The sequence below is a fragment of the Rahnella sp. NRRL B-41462 genome, from assembly GCF_003263525.1.
Taxonomy (GTDB): Bacteria; Pseudomonadota; Gammaproteobacteria; order Enterobacterales; family Enterobacteriaceae; genus Rahnella; species Rahnella aceris.
In genome coordinates, this window is the sequence record NZ_JYDF01000029.1 from 41090 (window position 1) to 56617 (window position 15528).

Here is a 15528-nt window from a genome sequence, read left to right on the forward strand (position 1 = left end):
CGTATAACTGCCTTAAAACTTGCCGAAAAGTTACCGAAAGGAGTAGTGCCAGTGTTGCAAAAACTACGTGCACGTTTGGTCCGCCAGGGCCCATCCCTGTTGAGTGTGCCTTTGAAATTTACGCCGTTTGCGTTGCAGCGTCAGGTTGTGCAACAGGTGCTGAGCTGGCAGCTTCGTCAGGCGCTGGCTGATGGCGAACTGGATTTCCTCGAAGGTCGATGGCTGAAAATTGATGTCAGCGATCTGAATCTGAGCTGGCTGATGTCGGTGGACGAAGGCAAGCTGGTGATCGCTGAACACGGCGAGGCGGATGTCAGCTTTAGCGGAAGCGCCAACGACCTGATCCTGATCGCCGCACGCAAAGAAGACCCGGATACGCTTTTCTTCCAGCGACGTCTGCGCATTGAAGGTGACACCGAGCTCGGTCTGTATGTGAAAAATCTGATGGATTCTATCGATCTCGATACCATGCCGCTGTTGCTGAAAAACGGTCTGCTGCGTCTGGCCGATTTCGTCGAAGCGGGACTGCAGGAGGACCGCGGGTCAAAAACTCCGGTAGCTGAGCCATGTTAATCCGTACTGAAATTCCGGTCGATGCTGCGGGCATAGACCGTCTGCTGCGCGCCTCATTCCCGACCGGCGCAGAAGCTGATCTGGTGCAGGAATTGCGCGAAGATGGTCTCCTGACGCTTGGCGTGGTCGCGACCGACGATGAAGGTGGCGTGGTCGGTTATGTGGCGTTCTGTCCGGTGGATATCCAGGGCGAAGATCGCAACTGGGTCGCGCTGGCACCGCTGGTGGTAGAGCAATCTCTGCGGGGGCAGGGGCTGGGTGAAAAACTGGTATACGAAGGGTTAGATTCCCTGAATGAATTTGGTTACGCCGCCGTCGTGGTATTGGGTGATCCTGCCTATTACAACCGTTTCGGTTTTAAACCTGCCGCCGTTCACGGGCTGCATTGCCGCTGGATTGGTACCGAAGCGGCGTTCCAGTTGTTCACCTTATCAGACGATGCGCTGTCTGACGCCAGCGGGGAAGTGGTTTTCCCTTCAGCATTTAACCGTTTCTGATTTTACTCAGAGGCAGTAAAGGCCGGTTTTCCGGCCTTTTTTATTTCCCGCTTTCCGCTAATCCCAGATAATTTTCCAGGCATTCCGGCGCGTTTCTCACCAGCAGCTCTTTCTGCGCCTTACTCAGTTTTTTGACTTTTATTTCCAGCTTTGATGCCAGCGAACGGTCACCCGCAGGGCACTGGAATGCCAGCTGTAATTCCCCTTTTCCACGCAACGATTTCGCCCCTTTACCCGACTGATGCTGGCCGAGACGCCGCTGGACGTCTGTCGTGATGCCGGTATACAACATCCCGGTGGGGGTTCTCAGCATATATAAAAACCAGTTGGCGGCGGTGGGCATAAGCTCGGGTATGGGAAAGAAAAGGTTGTGTAAGTTTACCCGAAAGGCACAACAGAGTGAGGCAAAACATCGGCATACCGCGTTAAACTGCGAGAAATGAAAATAAGGATCGGCGATGAATAACCCTGATGACCTGAAACATATCCTGAAATTTCTGAAAAAGAACCATGTGCTGGCGCTGTGTGCCTCTGCTGACGGTGAAATGTGGAGCGCTAATTGTTTTTATGTCACCGACGGGGACAGCATGACGCTGTATTTCATGACGGAACTTAAAACCCTTCATGGTTCGCTGATGTCCCGATCGCCCCACATTGTGGGGACGATTGCGCCACATCCGAAAACCATCGCGCTGATTAAAGGCATTCAGTATCGCGGCAAAGCGACCGTTCTTGAGGGTGAGGAGGAAAGCCGTGCACGCAGTCTGTATTGCAAACATTTCCCCGTCGCCATCGCGATGAAAGCGCCGGTCTGGGCGCTGAAACTCAGTCATATCAAAATGACGGATAACGCGCTGGGATTTGGTAAGAAACTGCTGTGGGATCGGCAGTGAGTCTGACTGTCAGCAGTAACAGGAACTGTCTTATAGCGTGATATTCACATTCAGGTAACACTTCAATTCTCTGTGTTTGTATGCCGTTATTTAAAAGGAAGTGATATGGCAAAAGCTCTTCTGCTGGGTGGAAGCGGGCTGATCGGGCGGGAGCTTTTACGCCTGCTGCAACTGGATCCACGTGTCAGCCGTATTGTCGCGCCGAGCCGCCGTCCGCTACCACCGGGCAATAAACTGATTAATCCGCTGGGCGCGAATCTGACCTCGCTGGTTGTCGCACTCGATGAACCAATTGATTTGCTGTTCTGCTGCCTGGGGACCACGCGTAAACAAGCGGGCAGTGCACAGGCATTTCGGGCAGTCGATTACGATCTGGTGGTCGATTGCGCCAAAGCAGCACGGGAGCTGGGCGCACGTCATTGTCTGGCCGTCAGCGCCCACGGTGCGGATGCGCATTCGCGTTTCCTCTATAACCGTACCAAAGGGGAAATGGAACTGACGCTGATGCAGCAGGGCTGGCCGTTGCTCACGCTGGTCAGGCCGTCTCTGCTGGTTGGCCAACGTCATCCGCCGCGCCTGCTCGAACAACTGAGTGCGCCGTTATTCAAAATGTTGCCAGGAAAATGGAAAGCCGTTGAGTCTGATGTCGTGGCAAAAGCCTTGCAGGAACAGGCATTTAACGCCGGTCTGGGCGGGATCACCGTGCTGGAATCCGATCAGATTGCCGCCAGCATTGAAGAACTTTAATTGGTGTGATCCGCTGAAGCGGATCCTTGTGATAAGGTATCAGGCAAAAAACGCAAATTTTCTGCCTGCCCGACCTTAAGCCTGATCCCTGTCAATCTTTACAGATATTTTTCCGCAAACACCGCCAGATCTCTGAAGTCTGGCATCCTTTCTTTCAGCGTTTCATGATCCCAATTCCACCACTGACTTTTCTCGATCCTGGCGATCATATTGTCGTCAAAACGCATGCCAATCTTTTTCGCTGCCACACCCGCGACGATGGAGTATGGCCCGACGTCTTTGGTCACCACCGCCGACGTGCCGATTACTGCACCATTGCCGACGGTCACACCAGGCATCAGCACCGCGTTATGGCCAATCCACACATCGTTACCGACCGTGACGTGATGCTCACGCCGCCAGTCAAAGAAATCCTGATCGTCTTCACCGAGTCCGTACGCCGAACTGCGGTAAGTAAAATGGTGCTGCGCCACACGCTGATAAGTCGGATGATTGCCGGGATTGATCCGCACATAGGTGGCGATTGACACAAATTTGCCGATCGTCGCGTAGAAGATCTGATTGTTTCCGGCGGTGTAGGAGTAATCACCGATCTGCGTTTCTTCGATGATCGCGTTATCTGCAATATGCACATACTGTCCGAGCTGCGATCCGTTCAGCTCGACCTGCTGACCGATTTTAGGCTGGGCGTAATTTTGTTCATCAGCCAGTGAAAAGGGAGAAATAATGTCTGTCATAGGATCCTTCATCGCGAAGTTACGGGATAAACGGGCACACTGACCGGTAATGAAAGGACAGCCAGAAGATGCTGTAAAGTTTCCTGCAATGCGCCATCGTTGTTTAGCAGATGGCAGCCGGCGGGCAGCGCGCTGGCATATTCTCTGGCGCGCTGAAGACGACAGGCAATTTGCGCCGCGTCTTCGCGCCCGCGCTGCGAAAGGCGCGAGGCCAGCACATCGTCTGAGACCTGTAAACACACCGGCAGCAGGCGCTGACCATAACGCTGACGGGCTTTTTCCAGATGCGCGCGCGAGCCGTTCATGACCACATGACAGCCCAGTTGCATCCAGTGGTCTATCTCAATGCCCACGCCATACCGGCACTGATGCGCGTGCCATTCCAGCGCGAACAACCCCTGCTGGCGACGCTGAAGAAATTCGGCTTCACTCAGCGCAATATGGTTTTCCGAACCGGCGTCTGCGGGGCGCGTAATATAACGATGTGCCACGGTGACGCTGGCCGGTAAATGCTGGCGCAGGGCGTCGAGCAGACTGTCCTTTCCCGCACCCGAAGCGCCCATCAGATAGAGTAAACGACTCATTTTTTCTCCCTTGCTGAGTAAGAATCCGGCCTGCTGCCTCCCCTGCGAAGGGGGAGGAGCAGAACTCTCCTCCCCTCAGAACACCTGAATGCCCTGACGCCAGACGTTTTGCACGTAGTGATGATCGCCATGTGCCCGTGCCAGCACCAGATCAGCGCGCTTGCCTTCTGCGATTTCACCACGATCCTGCAATCCGAGCGCTTTGGCCGGATTACGCGTCACCAGCTTCACCGCCTGCGGCAGGCTGAAAGCGTTATTGTCGTCAGTTGCAATGCGGAAGACCGCATCGAGCAGGCTGGCGGGATAGTAATCGGAAGAGAGAATATCCAGCAGGCCGAGCGAGGCCAGATGGTGCGCCGCGACGTTGCCGGAATGCGACCCGCCGCGCACGATATTCGGTGCGCCCATCAGCACCTGCAAACCGTTGGCGTGCGATGCACGCGCGGCTTCTTCAGTGGTCGGGAATTCGGCGATCACGCTGCCGAGTGCCAGTGATTCTTCAACATGCGCGGCAGTCGCATCGTCATGGCTGGCCAGCGAAATATTGCGCTCGCGGCAGTGTGCGGCAATCGCTTCACGGTTTGGCTGCGCCCAGCGGCGCGAGAGGGCTATTTGCTCTTCCTGATAGTCGTCCATCTGCTCGTCGTTAAGGTTGTACTTGCCCTGATAATACTCACGATACTTCTGCGGTGTGGCGAACTGGCGCTGGCCGGGCGAATGGTCCATCAGCGAAACCAGTGACAGTATTGACGTATCCATCAGCTTCTCGAACAACGGCAATGTGGTTTCATGTGGCAGTTCGCAACGCAGATGCAGCCGGTGTTCGGCGCGGTTCAGTCCGGCATTCTGGCTGTTGATGATGGCGTCGATCATCTTTTGCAGATTATCCAGACGATGCCCGCCGTCGCGCACATCGCCGACAGCGACGGCGTCCAGTACCGTGGTAATGCCGCTGGCAACCATCAGCGCATCGTGGCTGCTCATGGCAGAATGGGCCGGCCAGTCCACTTTCGGTCGCGGCGTAAAAAATTTATCCAGATTGTCGGTGTGCAGTTCGATTAAACCCGGCAGCAACCAGCCTCCCTGCACATCCAGCGCTTGCGGCAACTGACTGCTGCTGTCTGCGAAGGCGCTGATCACGCCATTTTTCATCTCAAGCGATCCTTCAACAACCTGATCGTCGAGTACCAGTCTGACGTTATTGATGATCATACGGACATCTCCGGCGCCGTTTCCGGGCTCATTTCATACAAACGATCGGCAACACGTTGGCGCACATCTTCATCGTGGAAAATCCCGACTACTGCTGCTCCGCGCGCTTTGGCCTGTTCAATCAGCGTGACCACGGCGGCGCGGTTGGTCGCATCCAGCGAGGCGGTCGGTTCATCGAGCAACAGCACCGGATAATCCACCACAAAGCCGCGGGCGATATTCACGCGCTGCTGTTCGCCGCCGGAAAACGTTGAGGGCGCAAGATGCCACAGGCGTTCCGGCACATTCAGATGGCGCAGCAATGCGCTGGCGCGGGCTTCGCTTTGCGCTTTATCCACACCCAGTTCCAGCAGCGGCTGCATCACCAGATTCAGTGCGCTGATACGTGGGATCACCCGCAGAAACTGGCTGACCCAGCCGACCGTATGGCGGCGAACGGCCAGGATCTCGCGCGCTTCGGCGCTGACCATATCAATCTGCTGACCCTGATGTTCGACCCAAATTTTGCCGCTGTCCGGCAAATAGTTGCCGTATAACGAGCGCAAAAGGGTGGATTTTCCGCTACCGGAATGGCCGTGCAGCACCACGCATTCCCCGGCATCGACCGTCAGGCAAGCGTGGCTGAACACCGGTAATCTGGCGCTATTCTGGTTATGCAGAACGAAAGTTTTACTGAGATTTTCGACCCTGAGCTTCGTCGTCATTTTGGTCACTCTTTCTCTGGAATTAGATTCAGGACAGCACGGAAGAAACCAGCAGCTGCGTATATGGATGATGCGGATCGTCGAGCACGCGGTCGGTTAAACCACTTTCCACCACCTGACCTTGCTTCATCACCAGCAAACGGTGTGCAAGCAGGCGGGCAACGCCGAGGTCATGGGTGACAATCACCACCGCCAGTTGCATTTCCACCACCAGTGTGCGCAGCAGATCCAGCAGACGCGCCTGAACGGACACGTCCAGGCCACCGGTCGGTTCATCCATAAACACCAGACGCGGATGCGTCACCAGATTGCGGGCGATTTGCAGACGTTGCTGCATCCCACCGGAAAACGTGGTCGGCAGGTCATCAATACGTGAAACGGGGATTTCGACATCTTCCAGCCACTGACCGGCTTTCTTGCGGATATCGCCGTAATGACGTTCACCGACCGCCATCAGACGCTCGCCGATATTGCCACCGGCAGAAACCTGGCGGCGCAAGCCGTCCATCGGATGCTGATGCACCACGCCCCAGTCAGTGCGCAGCAGACGGCGGCGGTCACTTTCTGGCATGTCGTACAATGACTGCGCAGTGGTCTGGCCGTTGTTGTAGATGACCTGTCCTTCCTGCGGCGCAAGACGGGCGGAAATCGACTGCAACAGCGTGGTTTTGCCGGAACCGGATTCGCCGACAATACCCAGCACTTCACCGGGATACAGATTGAATGACACATCGCAAAAGCCTTTACCCGGCGCATAAAGATGGGTCAGGTTATTCACCGACAGCAGCGGTTCGGCGGCGAGATTTAACGGAGTGTTCATCAGCGGTTACCCTCGTTTGAAGCCTGTTGCTCAACCTGCTGAGCACAAAAATCAGTGTCGGAGCACACGAACATGCGGTTGCCCTGATCGTCGAGCACCACTTCATCGAGATAGCTGTGGTGCGAGCCGCAAATCGCACAAGGTTCATCCCATTGCTGAACGGTGAACGGATGATCATCGAAATCCAGACTTTCGACTTTGGTGAACGGCGGCAGGGCGTAAATGCGTTTTTCACGTCCGGCACCAAACAGCTGCAATGCGGGCATCATGTTCATTTTCGGGTTATCAAATTTCGGGATCGGCGACGGATCCATCACGTAGCGGTCATTCACTTTCACCGGATAGGCGTAAGTGGTGGCGATATGGCCGAAGCGGGCGATGTCTTCATACAGTTTCACCTGCATCACGCCGTATTCTTCCAGCGCGTGCATTTTGCGGGTTTCGGTTTCACGCGGTTCGATAAAGCGCAGAGGTTCAGGGATCGGCACCTGGAAAATCAGGATCTGATCTTCCTGCAACGGCGTTTCCGGAATGCGGTGACGGGTCTGGATCAGGCTGGCTTCCACGGTTTTCCCGGTCGTTTTCACTCCCGCGACGCTCTGGAAAAATTTGCGGATCGACACGGCATTGGTGGTGTCATCCGCGCCCTGGTCGATCACCTTCAGCACATCTTTTTCGCCGATCACGCTGGCAGTGAGCTGGATCCCGCCGGTGCCCCAGCCGTAAGGCATCGGCATCTCGCGACCGGCGAACGGCACCTGATAACCGGGGATCGCCACGGCTTTGAGGATCCCACGTCGGATCATGCGTTTGGTCTGTTCGTCGAGATAACCGTGGTTGTAGCCGGTGATCGTTTGGGCTGCATTATTGTTCATTGGCGGAGTCCTGTTCTTTCGTGGCGCGCAGGCGTTTTAACAACTCCAGTTCGGCCTGGAAATCGACGTAGTGCGGCAATTTAAGATGCGAGACAAAACCGGCAGCTTCGACGTTATCGGCGTGGGACAAAACGAATTCTTCATCCTGCGCCGGACTGCTGATCTGCTCGTTGTATTCACGGGTTTGCAGTGCGCGATCCACCAGAGACATCGACATCGCTTTGCGTTCGGCGCGACCAAACACCAGCCCGTAGCCACGGGTAAAGTGCGGCGGTTTGTCTTCCGGCGCGACAAAACCGTTCACCATCTCGCATTCGGTCAGCAGGATTTCGCCGATATCAACCGCAAAACCCAGCTCTTCCGGCACGATTTCGACGGTGAGCCAGCCGGTACGGATTTCACCGGCGAACGGGTGATTGCGTCCGTAACCGCGCTGGGTGGAATAACTCAGCGACAGCAGGAAACCTTCGTCACCGCGCACCAGTTGTTGCAGGCGCGCTGCTCGGGAGGCCGGAAACACCGGCGGCGTACGGGTGATATCTTCCGGCTCCGTGCCGTCATCTTCTTCACGAACTGCCAGCTGCTGATTCGTCAGCAAATCAAACACATGGCCGCACTCTTCCGGCTGGGGTTCATCGGCTATGGGTGTGAACGGTGCTTCACCTTCGGCCAGCAGCGCGAAATCCAGCAGGCGGTGGGTGTAATCGTAAGTCGGGCCGAGCACCTGTCCGCCGGGCAAGTCTTTATAAATGGCGGAAATCCGGCGTTCGAGGCGCATCGATTTTGTGTTCAGCGGCTCGCTGGTGGCCAGACGCGGCAAGGTGGTGCGGTAAGCGCGCAGCAGGAAAATGGCTTCAACCAGATCCCCGCCGGACTGCTTAATCGCCAGCGCGGCCAGTTCACGGTCATAAATCCCGCCTTCGCTCATCACACGGTCAACGGCTAAGCCCAGTTGTTGTTCGATCTGGTCACAACCGAGTTCATTTACCCCGGTGTTGCCACGGCGCTCGTGCGCCAGCAACTGGTGAGCGGCGGCAATCGCCTTCTCACCCCCTTTAACGGCGACGTACATCAGCACACCTCCACGCGCGTGGTGCGCGGTATGGCAATCAGTTCTTCGCCGCAGGTGAACATAAAGTCCAGTCCCAGCGGGAAACGGTGAGGGCGGTTGAGCAGATAGTCGCGAACGCAATCAGGCAACAGCGGAGAAAGGGTCCGGCTGTTTTCAATACCCGGCCCGCGCAGACGCAGCGGGGTGCCGCCGGTCAGGCTGTCCAGCTGAACAATCACGCTGGTGGCCAGCTCCGGCGACATTTCATCACCGCAGGGGAAAGCCAGCAGGGTGGCGCTGTCGAGCGCCGGATCGGCCAGCGCAAAACTGACGGCGGACGGGTCATCGGTGAGCACTGCGCCGGTATGAAAGCGCAGGTTTTTACGCAGGATTTCATCGTTGAGCGAGGCGCTCAGCCACAGCGGCGTGTCGTTATCGATAAGTGTCAGCAGCACGCAGGCGCTGGCGGAACCTAAAGCACCGAAACCAGGCATGGCGGGGAGTTGCACGCTGACGCCAGGCTCGCTTAACGCTTTGAGGATACGGCGAAAACTGTACTGCGCATCGGCAACCGGATGTTGAAAACTGGCAACAAGTGACATGAGTTATTCTCCGCGAACCAGAGTAAAGAAATCGACGCGGCTGGAAGCCACCTCGCGGGCGCGTTGCTGGCGGCGTTCCTGTTGCAGCGCAGCCAGAGGCGCTATCACGCGTTTATGCAGCAGTTCATCCATGCCCTGCATTTGCAGCAGGCCGTCAATAACCGCGCACAGTTCGGCGTGCGGTTTATTGCGACCACTGACGTAGCTGTAGCCGTAGACGCCACCGTCTAACTGAATGACGGCGCGGGTGACGGTCATATCGCCCATCACAAAACGTTTGCCGGTTCCGCCCATGCGCCCCTGAAGCTGGGTCAGACCGGTTTCAGCGGCGCGGATGCGCTCAAATTGCGGGGACAAATTCAGCGGCTGCCAGTGGGCGAGCAGCTCATCGGGACGGCTGTGAGCCAGCACCGACATCCAGCGCTGGCGGGTTTGCAGGTGATCCATTCAGTGCTCCATGGTCAGTTCGATCATGTCGGCGCGCGTCAGGCTGACGGAGTATTCCGCCACCGTATCGCTGCCTTCACAAATGTTCAGGGTGCGGACACACAGCAGCGGTGCCTGCGGGACGATTTCGAGTAATTTGCTCTCTTTTGCCAGCGCGCGGCGGGCATTGATGCGGGTGGTGCGGCGGCTGAGCTTTTGCTTAATTTCTTCACGGATAAAATCGTGCAGCGAGCCGTTATGGAAATTTTGCAATGCAGGCCACCAGTCGAGATCGGGCAAATAGTGGTCAATCACACAGACCGGCACGCCGTTAACGCGGCGCAGCGTACGCAGGTGAATAATTGTGTCGCCTTCCTGACGTGACAGCGCCGCCGCGACGTGATCGGTCGCCGGACGCAGCACCGCCAGCAGACGTTCGCTGGTCGGATGGCTGCCCTGATCCAGCAGGTTCTGGCTGAACCGCGCCTGCGAATGCAGCGGATAATCGTAAGGACGCATCAGCACCAGCGTGCCAATGCCCTGCCTGCGTTGCAGCCAGCCGCGATCCACCAGTTCATCCACCGCACGGCGCAGCGTATGGCGATTTACCTGAAAACGTTCGGCAAGTTGTTGTTCCGGCGGCAGATAATCGCCGCAGCGGTAACCGTTACGCAGTTCCTGTTCCAGCTCGGCAGCGATTTGCTGATACACCCTGGCGTGACTGGTCGGATGTCTAGATAAGTTCATCACAATAAATACCTCGCGCAGTAGAAACGGGCAGTAGCAGGGGAAATTTGAAAGCGGTATGAAAGGGTCATGATGCAAACCTCAGTGTGGCGTTGGCATCATCTTGGGCGCGCTAAATGACAATTGGGTGAAGCTCTGGTTGCAGGAAAATGAAGAGTTGGAAGACGTCCCGCAGGAATGAAAGCGGGTGATTTACGGGATGAACAGTACAAATTACACTCTGGTTGTCGGATGTATTTTTAAACATTAATTACAAAAGGACTTTGTATGTCAGAAGCACTCAATCGTGAATTCAATGATTTACCTGTTACGTTAATACCCGAAACACCTGCGCAGAAATGGAGGCGTGAAAATCAAAAAGGAATTGAGGCGATAAATAAATACGTCGAAGAACATGGTTCGTTTTCTGATTATCAGCGTGCATTTTAGAAAAGTGAGGGGAGTGATTTCCCCTCTGAAAGCATTAACGCAAATAATGAATCACCTGATTGCCGCTGCCACGCCAGATAAGCGACGGGTCTTTCAGTTCCTGCACGAACTTCCCGTCGACCAGCACGTTGATTAACGCGGTGACTTCCTGCTGTTCAGCGCTCAGTTCCCCGAGCGTATAACCTGTCCACATCCACACATCTTTGCCAGGGCATTCCGCCTGTACGCGCACTAACAACTGGCGCACCGCCGACAGATTTTGCGGATGCAGCGGATCGCCGCCGGAGAGCGTCAAACCCTGACGCGGGATCACCGTGTTTTGCAGATCGGCGATGATGCGGTCTTCATCTTCCTGCGTAAACGGTTTGCCGGAATCCAGCCGCCAGGTGCTTTTGTTATAGCACCCGCGGCATTCGTGGACGCAGCCGGAAACGAACAGCACGCAGCGTGTTCCCGGCCCGTTCACTACGTCGATTGGATAATATTGATGGAATCTCAAAATATTAACCCAACTGACCGTTACCCAGATGTTTTATCCGGCGCTTCACTTCTTCCTGCTTACCGGCGTTAAATGGACGCGCATCCGGGCTGCCGAGATAACCGCACACGCGGCGGGTGACCGACACGCGGGAAGGCTCGTGATTGCCGCATTTCGGGCAGGTGAAGCCTTTGCTGGTGCATTCGAATTCACCGGTATAGCCGCAGTCGTAGCATTCATCAATTGGCGTGTTGGTACCGTAATACGGCACGCGGGTGTAACTGTAATCCCACACATCTTCCAGCGCTTTCAGGTTGTGCTGCAGGTTTGGGTATTCGCCGTAACAGATGAACCCGCCGTTGCTCAGTGGCGGATACGGTGCTTCGAAATCGAGTTTTTCATACGGATTGACTTTCTTCTCGACGTCAAGATGGAAGCTGTTGGTGTAATAACCTTTATCGGTGACACCGGCCACCAGGCCGAATTCGGCTTTATCCAGACGACAGAAACGGTCGCACAGGTTTTCGCTCGGCGTGCTGTACAGGCTGAAGCCGTAACCCGTTTCGTCTTTCCAGCTGTCGGTGGCGGCTTTCAGGCGGGCGACAATCGCCACGGCTTTTTCGCGTAACTGACTGGCATCGAACACGTGGGTCTGATCGCCGAACAGCGCGTTAATGGTTTCATGCACGCCGATGTAGCCGAGTGAAATCGACGCACGACCATTTTTGAAGATGCCGGAAATGTCGTCGTCGGCTTTCAGACGCACACCGCAGGCGCCTTCCATGTACAGGATCGGCGCAACGCGGGCCTTGATGCCTTCGAGACGCGCAATGCGGGTCATCAGCGCTTTTTTCGCCAGCAATAAACGCTCGTCGAGCAGTGTCCAGAACGCCGCTTCATCGCGTTTGGCCTCCAGCGCGATACGCGGCAGGTTCAGGCTGATCACGCCGATATTGTTGCGGCCTTCGTGGATCATTTCGCCGTTCTCTTCGTAAACGCCCAGGAAACTGCGGCAGCCCATCGGGGTTTTGAAGGAACCGGTGACTTTCACCACCTGATCGTAATTAAGAATGTCCGGATACATGCGCTTGCTGGCGCATTCGAGAGCCAGTTGCTTGATGTCGTAATTGGCATCGCCGGCTTTATGGTTCAGGCCGTCGCGGATGGCAAACACCAGTTTCGGGAACACGGCGGTTTTGCGGTTTTTACCCAGCCCGGCAATGCGGTTACGCAAAATAGACTGCTGGATCAGGCGTGATTCCCACGACGTGCCGAGACCGAAACCGAAGGTAACAAACGGCGTCTGGCCGTTGGCGGTGTGCAGCGTATTGACTTCATATTCCAGCGACTGGAATGCGTCATAACACTCTTTCTCGGTACGGTTACGGGCGAACGCTTCGGCATCGGCAATCTGCCATTCTTCAGCGGTCTGACGATGTTTGTTGAAGCTGGCGGTAACAAACGGCGCCAGCACTTCGTCGATGCGGTTAATGGTGGTGCCGCCGTAAATGTGGCTGGCGACCTGCGCGATAATCTGTGCGGTGACGGCTGTTGCCGTTGAAATCGACTTTGGCGTGTCAATTTCGGCATTGCCCATTTTGAAACCGTGATTCAGCATGCCTTTCAGGTCGATCAACATGCAGTTAAACATCGGGAAGAACGGCGAATAATCCAGATCATGATAGTGAATTTCCCCGCGTTCATGCGCCAGCACCACGTCACGGGGTAAAATATGCTGTTTGGCGTAATGCTTGGCCACAATCCCGGCGAGTAAATCGCGCTGGGTCGGGATAACTTTGCTGTCTTTGTTGGCGTTTTCGTTGAGCAGCGCCATATTGCTTTGCTCAACCAGACCACGGATTTCCTGATTCAGGCGTCCGCGCATTTCGCGTTTCACGTCGCGGTCATGGCGGTATTCAATATAGGCACGCGCCAGTTTCTTGTGCGGCCCCGCCATCAGCTGGTTTTCAACCGCATCCTGAATTTCATGGATATCGACACGCGCCTGATCTTGCAGATTCTCTGCCACAATACGGGCAACCTGCGCGCAATAACCAATGCTGTCGATACCGGCGGCTTCGGCTGCGCGTTGCACCGCGTGTTTGATCAGAACTTCATCGAAAGGGACCTGACAACCATCCCGCTTAATCACGATGGGCTGCATTTTGGTGGATTTTGCGGGTACGGTTTCCTGTCTGTCTGCCTTCACAATGATACTCCTTTTGGGCGGATCCCGCGCCCCACAAGGCTTACAGGCCGGTTGTGTGGCATTTGCGGAAAACCGCTATATATTGGGTTGGGTGTGTACTATACACACTAGATGTAGGATCTACGCGAGCGTTAATTCTCATTTTATTGACCTGAAACAAAGAATTTTTTCGGCGGAGGAATTGATGACCAAATGTAAATTCTGGCCTGAATTTTGCCTGTTGTTTTATAAGGGGATGCATACAAAATAAACGGGTCAGCCACGACTGTGACCGACCCGACAGAAGGGGAAATTCAGACTATCCGGCGAGTTGCCAGAGACATTCGTACGGACGAAGCGTGCCGGAAATGGCAGGTGAGGCGTAATTACTCAGCAGCGTGTTGCCATCTAATTCTGCCAGCGTAAGTGTCTGCTCCTGCCCGCTCAGGTTTGCCACCACGCGCAAGGTTTTGCCTGACGCCTGACGGGTATAACACCACAACTGCGGATGTTCCGGCAGCAAATCCTGATAATCGCCATCGGTCAGAACCGGCAGCGTTTTGCGCAGGCGGATCAGTTGCTGATACAGATAAAACACCGAGTCTTTATCCGCCAGTGCCTGTTCGGTATTGATGTCCTGCGCGTTGTGGCTGACGGAAATCCACGGCGTGCCGGAAGTAAATCCGGCCTGTTCCCCGGCATTCCACTGCATCGGCGTACGCGAGTTGTCCCGTGATTTCCTCGCCATAATGCGCAACAGTTCTTCGTTGCTGCGCCCGTCAGTTTTCAGTTCGGCAAACATATTCAGGCTTTCCACATCGCGATATTGTTCGAGATGTTCAAAGCCCGGATTGGTCATGCCGATTTCCTCGCCCTGATAAATATACGGCGTACCCTGCAGGCCGTGCAGCACCATTGCCAGCATTTTGGCTGACGTCGTGCGCAGCGCGCCTTCATCGCCAAAGCGCGACACAATGCGCGGCTGATCGTGATTACACCAGAACAGCGCATTCCAGGCGTGACCGTGCATTCCCTGCTGCCACTCGCGGAAAATCTGCTTGAGCTGCACGAAATCCGGCGGTGCATCGGCCCATTTTTCACCGTTCGGATAATCGACTTTCAGGTGATGGAAGTTAAAGGTCATCGACAGTTCGCTGCCGTCATTGGCGGCGTAGCGGCGACAATGCTCCAGCTTTGTTGAAGACATTTCGCCGACGGTCATCAGCCCCAGCGGCTTAAATACGTCACGGCTGAATTCCTGTAAGAACTCATGAATACGCGGACCGTCAGTGTAAAAGCGCCGGCCATCACCGGCATCGTCGGTCGGGAAATCCTGTTGTTTCGACACCAGATTGATCACGTCCAGACGCAGCCCGTCGACGCCCTTATCCGCCCAGAACTGGCAGACTTTTTTCAGCGCCTCGCGCACCGGCGGGTATTCCCAGTTCAGATCGGCCTGCTCGGTGGCGAACAGATGCAGGTAATACTGGCCGCTGGTTTCGTGCCATTGCCAGGCACCGCCACCGAATTTGGATCGCCAGTTATTCGGCGGTCCGCCCTCCGTTGCGCCGTCACGCCAGATATAGAAAGGCCGGAACGGGCTGCCCGCATCCTGCGACTGGCGGAACCACTCGTGATGCGTCGAGGTATGATTAAACACCATATCCATCACGATGCGGATCCCACGCTGATGCGCTTCTGCAGTCAGCCGTTCAAAGTCTTCGAGCGTGCCGTAAGCCGGGTCAATCTCGCAGTAATCGGCCACGTCGTAGCCGTTATCAATCTGCGGCGACAGGTACAGCGGTGTCAGCCATATCGCATCAACGCCAAGGGTTTTCAGGTAATCCAGACGCTGTGTGATGCCGTTGATATCACCGGTGCCGCTGCCCGTGGTGTCCTGAAAACTCTTGGGATAAATCTGGTAAATCACGCCGTTTTTCCACCACGGCAATTCGCTGTTCATTC

At 55.6% G+C, this 15528-nt stretch carries 19 protein-coding genes; 5 read left to right on the top strand and 14 right to left on the bottom strand.

Annotated elements, in window-relative coordinates:
• The first annotated feature begins 51 nt into the window (after positions 1-51).
• Positions 52-573: an SCP2 domain-containing protein gene (locus UC14_RS08455; RefSeq protein ID WP_013573833.1), complete on the top strand. Its 522-nt coding sequence runs from the start codon at positions 52-54 to the stop codon at positions 571-573.
• Positions 567-1070 (top strand): GNAT family N-acetyltransferase, encoded by a 504-nt coding sequence (locus UC14_RS08460; RefSeq protein ID WP_013573834.1) that lies wholly within the window; start codon positions 567-569, stop codon positions 1068-1070. The genes UC14_RS08455 and UC14_RS08460 overlap by 7 nt, the downstream gene beginning before the upstream one ends.
• 40 nt (positions 1071-1110) lie before the next feature.
• On the opposite strand, the gene UC14_RS08465 is transcribed toward UC14_RS08460, so the two are convergent.
• Positions 1111-1413 (bottom strand): GIY-YIG nuclease family protein, encoded by a 303-nt coding sequence (locus UC14_RS08465; protein ID WP_013573835.1) that lies wholly within the window; start codon positions 1411-1413, stop codon positions 1111-1113.
• Between the two features lie 115 nt (positions 1414-1528).
• On the opposite strand from UC14_RS08465, the gene UC14_RS08470 reads away from it, so the two are divergent.
• Positions 1529-1963 (top strand): YhbP family protein, encoded by a 435-nt coding sequence (locus UC14_RS08470; RefSeq protein WP_013573836.1) that lies wholly within the window; start codon positions 1529-1531, stop codon positions 1961-1963.
• Positions 1964-2068: 105 nt separating this feature from the next.
• On the top strand, positions 2069-2710 hold the full coding sequence (locus UC14_RS08475) for a hypothetical protein (RefSeq protein WP_013573837.1): 642 nt from the start codon (positions 2069-2071) through the stop codon (positions 2708-2710).
• A gap of 98 nt (positions 2711-2808) precedes the next feature.
• On the opposite strand, the gene UC14_RS08480 is transcribed toward UC14_RS08475, so the two are convergent.
• The 10 genes from UC14_RS08480 to phnF all read right to left on the bottom strand — a co-directional run bounded on the left by UC14_RS08480 (position 2809) and on the right by phnF (position 10468).
• Positions 2809-3447: an acetyltransferase gene (locus UC14_RS08480; protein WP_014411573.1), complete on the bottom strand. Its 639-nt coding sequence runs from the start codon at positions 3445-3447 to the stop codon at positions 2809-2811.
• 8 nt (positions 3448-3455) lie between these two features.
• Positions 3456-4031, bottom strand: a complete 576-nt coding sequence (gene phnN / locus UC14_RS08485) for a ribose 1,5-bisphosphokinase (protein ID WP_112152049.1) — start codon at positions 4029-4031, stop codon at positions 3456-3458.
• A 75-nt stretch (positions 4032-4106) separates the two neighbouring features.
• Complete coding sequence (phnM, locus tag UC14_RS08490) at positions 4107-5243, bottom strand: alpha-D-ribose 1-methylphosphonate 5-triphosphate diphosphatase (RefSeq protein ID WP_112197546.1); 1137 nt, start codon at positions 5241-5243, stop codon at positions 4107-4109.
• Positions 5240-5947, bottom strand: a complete 708-nt coding sequence (phnL, locus tag UC14_RS08495; protein WP_112197547.1) for a phosphonate C-P lyase system protein PhnL — start codon at positions 5945-5947, stop codon at positions 5240-5242. Before phnL ends, phnM begins: the two co-directional genes overlap by 4 nt.
• Before the next feature lie 28 nt (positions 5948-5975).
• The gene (gene phnK / locus UC14_RS08500) at positions 5976-6767 is read right to left on the bottom strand and encodes a phosphonate C-P lyase system protein PhnK (protein ID WP_013573842.1); all 792 of its coding nucleotides are present in this window, start codon (positions 6765-6767) and stop codon (positions 5976-5978) included.
• On the bottom strand, positions 6767-7642 hold the full coding sequence (locus tag UC14_RS08505; protein ID WP_013573843.1) for an alpha-D-ribose 1-methylphosphonate 5-phosphate C-P-lyase PhnJ: 876 nt from the start codon (positions 7640-7642) through the stop codon (positions 6767-6769). Before UC14_RS08505 ends, phnK begins: the two co-directional genes overlap by 1 nt.
• Positions 7632-8714, bottom strand: a complete 1083-nt coding sequence (locus tag UC14_RS08510; RefSeq protein ID WP_013573844.1) for a carbon-phosphorus lyase complex subunit PhnI — start codon at positions 8712-8714, stop codon at positions 7632-7634. Before UC14_RS08510 ends, UC14_RS08505 begins: the two co-directional genes overlap by 11 nt.
• Positions 8714-9295: a phosphonate C-P lyase system protein PhnH gene (phnH, locus tag UC14_RS08515; protein WP_013573845.1), complete on the bottom strand. Its 582-nt coding sequence runs from the start codon at positions 9293-9295 to the stop codon at positions 8714-8716. Before phnH ends, UC14_RS08510 begins: the two co-directional genes overlap by 1 nt.
• Before the next feature lie 3 nt (positions 9296-9298).
• Positions 9299-9742: a phosphonate C-P lyase system protein PhnG gene (gene phnG / locus UC14_RS08520; RefSeq protein ID WP_013573846.1), complete on the bottom strand. Its 444-nt coding sequence runs from the start codon at positions 9740-9742 to the stop codon at positions 9299-9301.
• Positions 9743-10468 carry a phosphonate metabolism transcriptional regulator PhnF gene (gene phnF / locus UC14_RS08525; protein WP_013573847.1) on the bottom strand — a complete coding sequence of 242 codons (726 nt, stop codon included), beginning with the start codon at positions 10466-10468 and terminating at the stop codon, positions 9743-9745. It lies immediately after the preceding gene.
• A gap of 267 nt (positions 10469-10735) precedes the next feature.
• Here phnF and UC14_RS08530 point away from each other — a divergent pair, with 267 nt between their 5' ends.
• A complete protein-coding gene (locus UC14_RS08530; RefSeq protein WP_112152055.1) occupies positions 10736-10897 on the top strand; it encodes a type II toxin-antitoxin system CcdA family antitoxin in 162 nt (53 codons plus the stop codon).
• Positions 10898-10931: 34 nt separating this feature from the next.
• Here the strand turns inward: UC14_RS08530 and nrdG are convergent, their stop codons facing one another.
• From nrdG to treC, 3 genes are all read right to left on the bottom strand, one after another.
• A complete protein-coding gene (nrdG, locus tag UC14_RS08535; RefSeq protein ID WP_037034213.1) occupies positions 10932-11396 on the bottom strand; it encodes an anaerobic ribonucleoside-triphosphate reductase-activating protein in 465 nt (154 codons plus the stop codon).
• 4 nt (positions 11397-11400) lie between these two features.
• Positions 11401-13539 (bottom strand): anaerobic ribonucleoside-triphosphate reductase, encoded by a 2139-nt coding sequence (nrdD, locus tag UC14_RS08540; protein ID WP_112197554.1) that lies wholly within the window; start codon positions 13537-13539, stop codon positions 11401-11403.
• Between the two features lie 343 nt (positions 13540-13882).
• A complete protein-coding gene (gene treC / locus UC14_RS08545) occupies positions 13883-15526 on the bottom strand; it encodes an alpha,alpha-phosphotrehalase (RefSeq protein WP_112197548.1) in 1644 nt (547 codons plus the stop codon).
• Positions 15527-15528 lie beyond the last annotated feature (2 nt).

Bases quoted from the DNA above. Each gene is read 5' to 3' on its own strand.
- UC14_RS08510 (WP_013573844.1), bottom strand. From the start codon at position 8,714: ATGTACGTCGCCGTTAAAGGGGGTGAGAAGGCGATTGCCGCCGCTCAC.
- phnM (WP_112197546.1), bottom strand. From the start codon at position 5,243: ATGATCATCAATAACGTCAGACTGGTACTCGACGATCAGGTTGTTGAA.
- UC14_RS08465 (WP_013573835.1), bottom strand. From the start codon at position 1,413: ATGCCCACCGCCGCCAACTGGTTTTTATATATGCTGAGAACCCCCACC.
- nrdD (WP_112197554.1), bottom strand. From the start codon at position 13,539: ATGCAGCCCATCGTGATTAAGCGGGATGGTTGTCAGGTCCCTTTCGAT.
- UC14_RS08505 (WP_013573843.1), bottom strand. From the start codon at position 7,642: ATGAACAATAATGCAGCCCAAACGATCACCGGCTACAACCACGGTTAT.
- phnH (WP_013573845.1), bottom strand. From the start codon at position 9,295: ATGTCACTTGTTGCCAGTTTTCAACATCCGGTTGCCGATGCGCAGTAC.
- phnG (WP_013573846.1), bottom strand. From the start codon at position 9,742: ATGGATCACCTGCAAACCCGCCAGCGCTGGATGTCGGTGCTGGCTCAC.
- UC14_RS08475 (WP_013573837.1), top strand. From the start codon at position 2,069: ATGGCAAAAGCTCTTCTGCTGGGTGGAAGCGGGCTGATCGGGCGGGAG.
- phnN (WP_112152049.1), bottom strand. From the start codon at position 4,031: ATGAGTCGTTTACTCTATCTGATGGGCGCTTCGGGTGCGGGAAAGGAC.
- phnL (WP_112197547.1), bottom strand. From the start codon at position 5,947: ATGACGACGAAGCTCAGGGTCGAAAATCTCAGTAAAACTTTCGTTCTG.
- UC14_RS08470 (WP_013573836.1), top strand. From the start codon at position 1,529: ATGAATAACCCTGATGACCTGAAACATATCCTGAAATTTCTGAAAAAG.
- UC14_RS08460 (WP_013573834.1), top strand. From the start codon at position 567: ATGTTAATCCGTACTGAAATTCCGGTCGATGCTGCGGGCATAGACCGT.
- UC14_RS08480 (WP_014411573.1), bottom strand. From the start codon at position 3,447: ATGACAGACATTATTTCTCCCTTTTCACTGGCTGATGAACAAAATTAC.
- UC14_RS08530 (WP_112152055.1), top strand. From the start codon at position 10,736: ATGTCAGAAGCACTCAATCGTGAATTCAATGATTTACCTGTTACGTTA.
- phnF (WP_013573847.1), bottom strand. From the start codon at position 10,468: ATGAACTTATCTAGACATCCGACCAGTCACGCCAGGGTGTATCAGCAA.
- treC (WP_112197548.1), bottom strand. From the start codon at position 15,526: ATGAACAGCGAATTGCCGTGGTGGAAAAACGGCGTGATTTACCAGATT.
- phnK (WP_013573842.1), bottom strand. From the start codon at position 6,767: ATGAACACTCCGTTAAATCTCGCCGCCGAACCGCTGCTGTCGGTGAAT.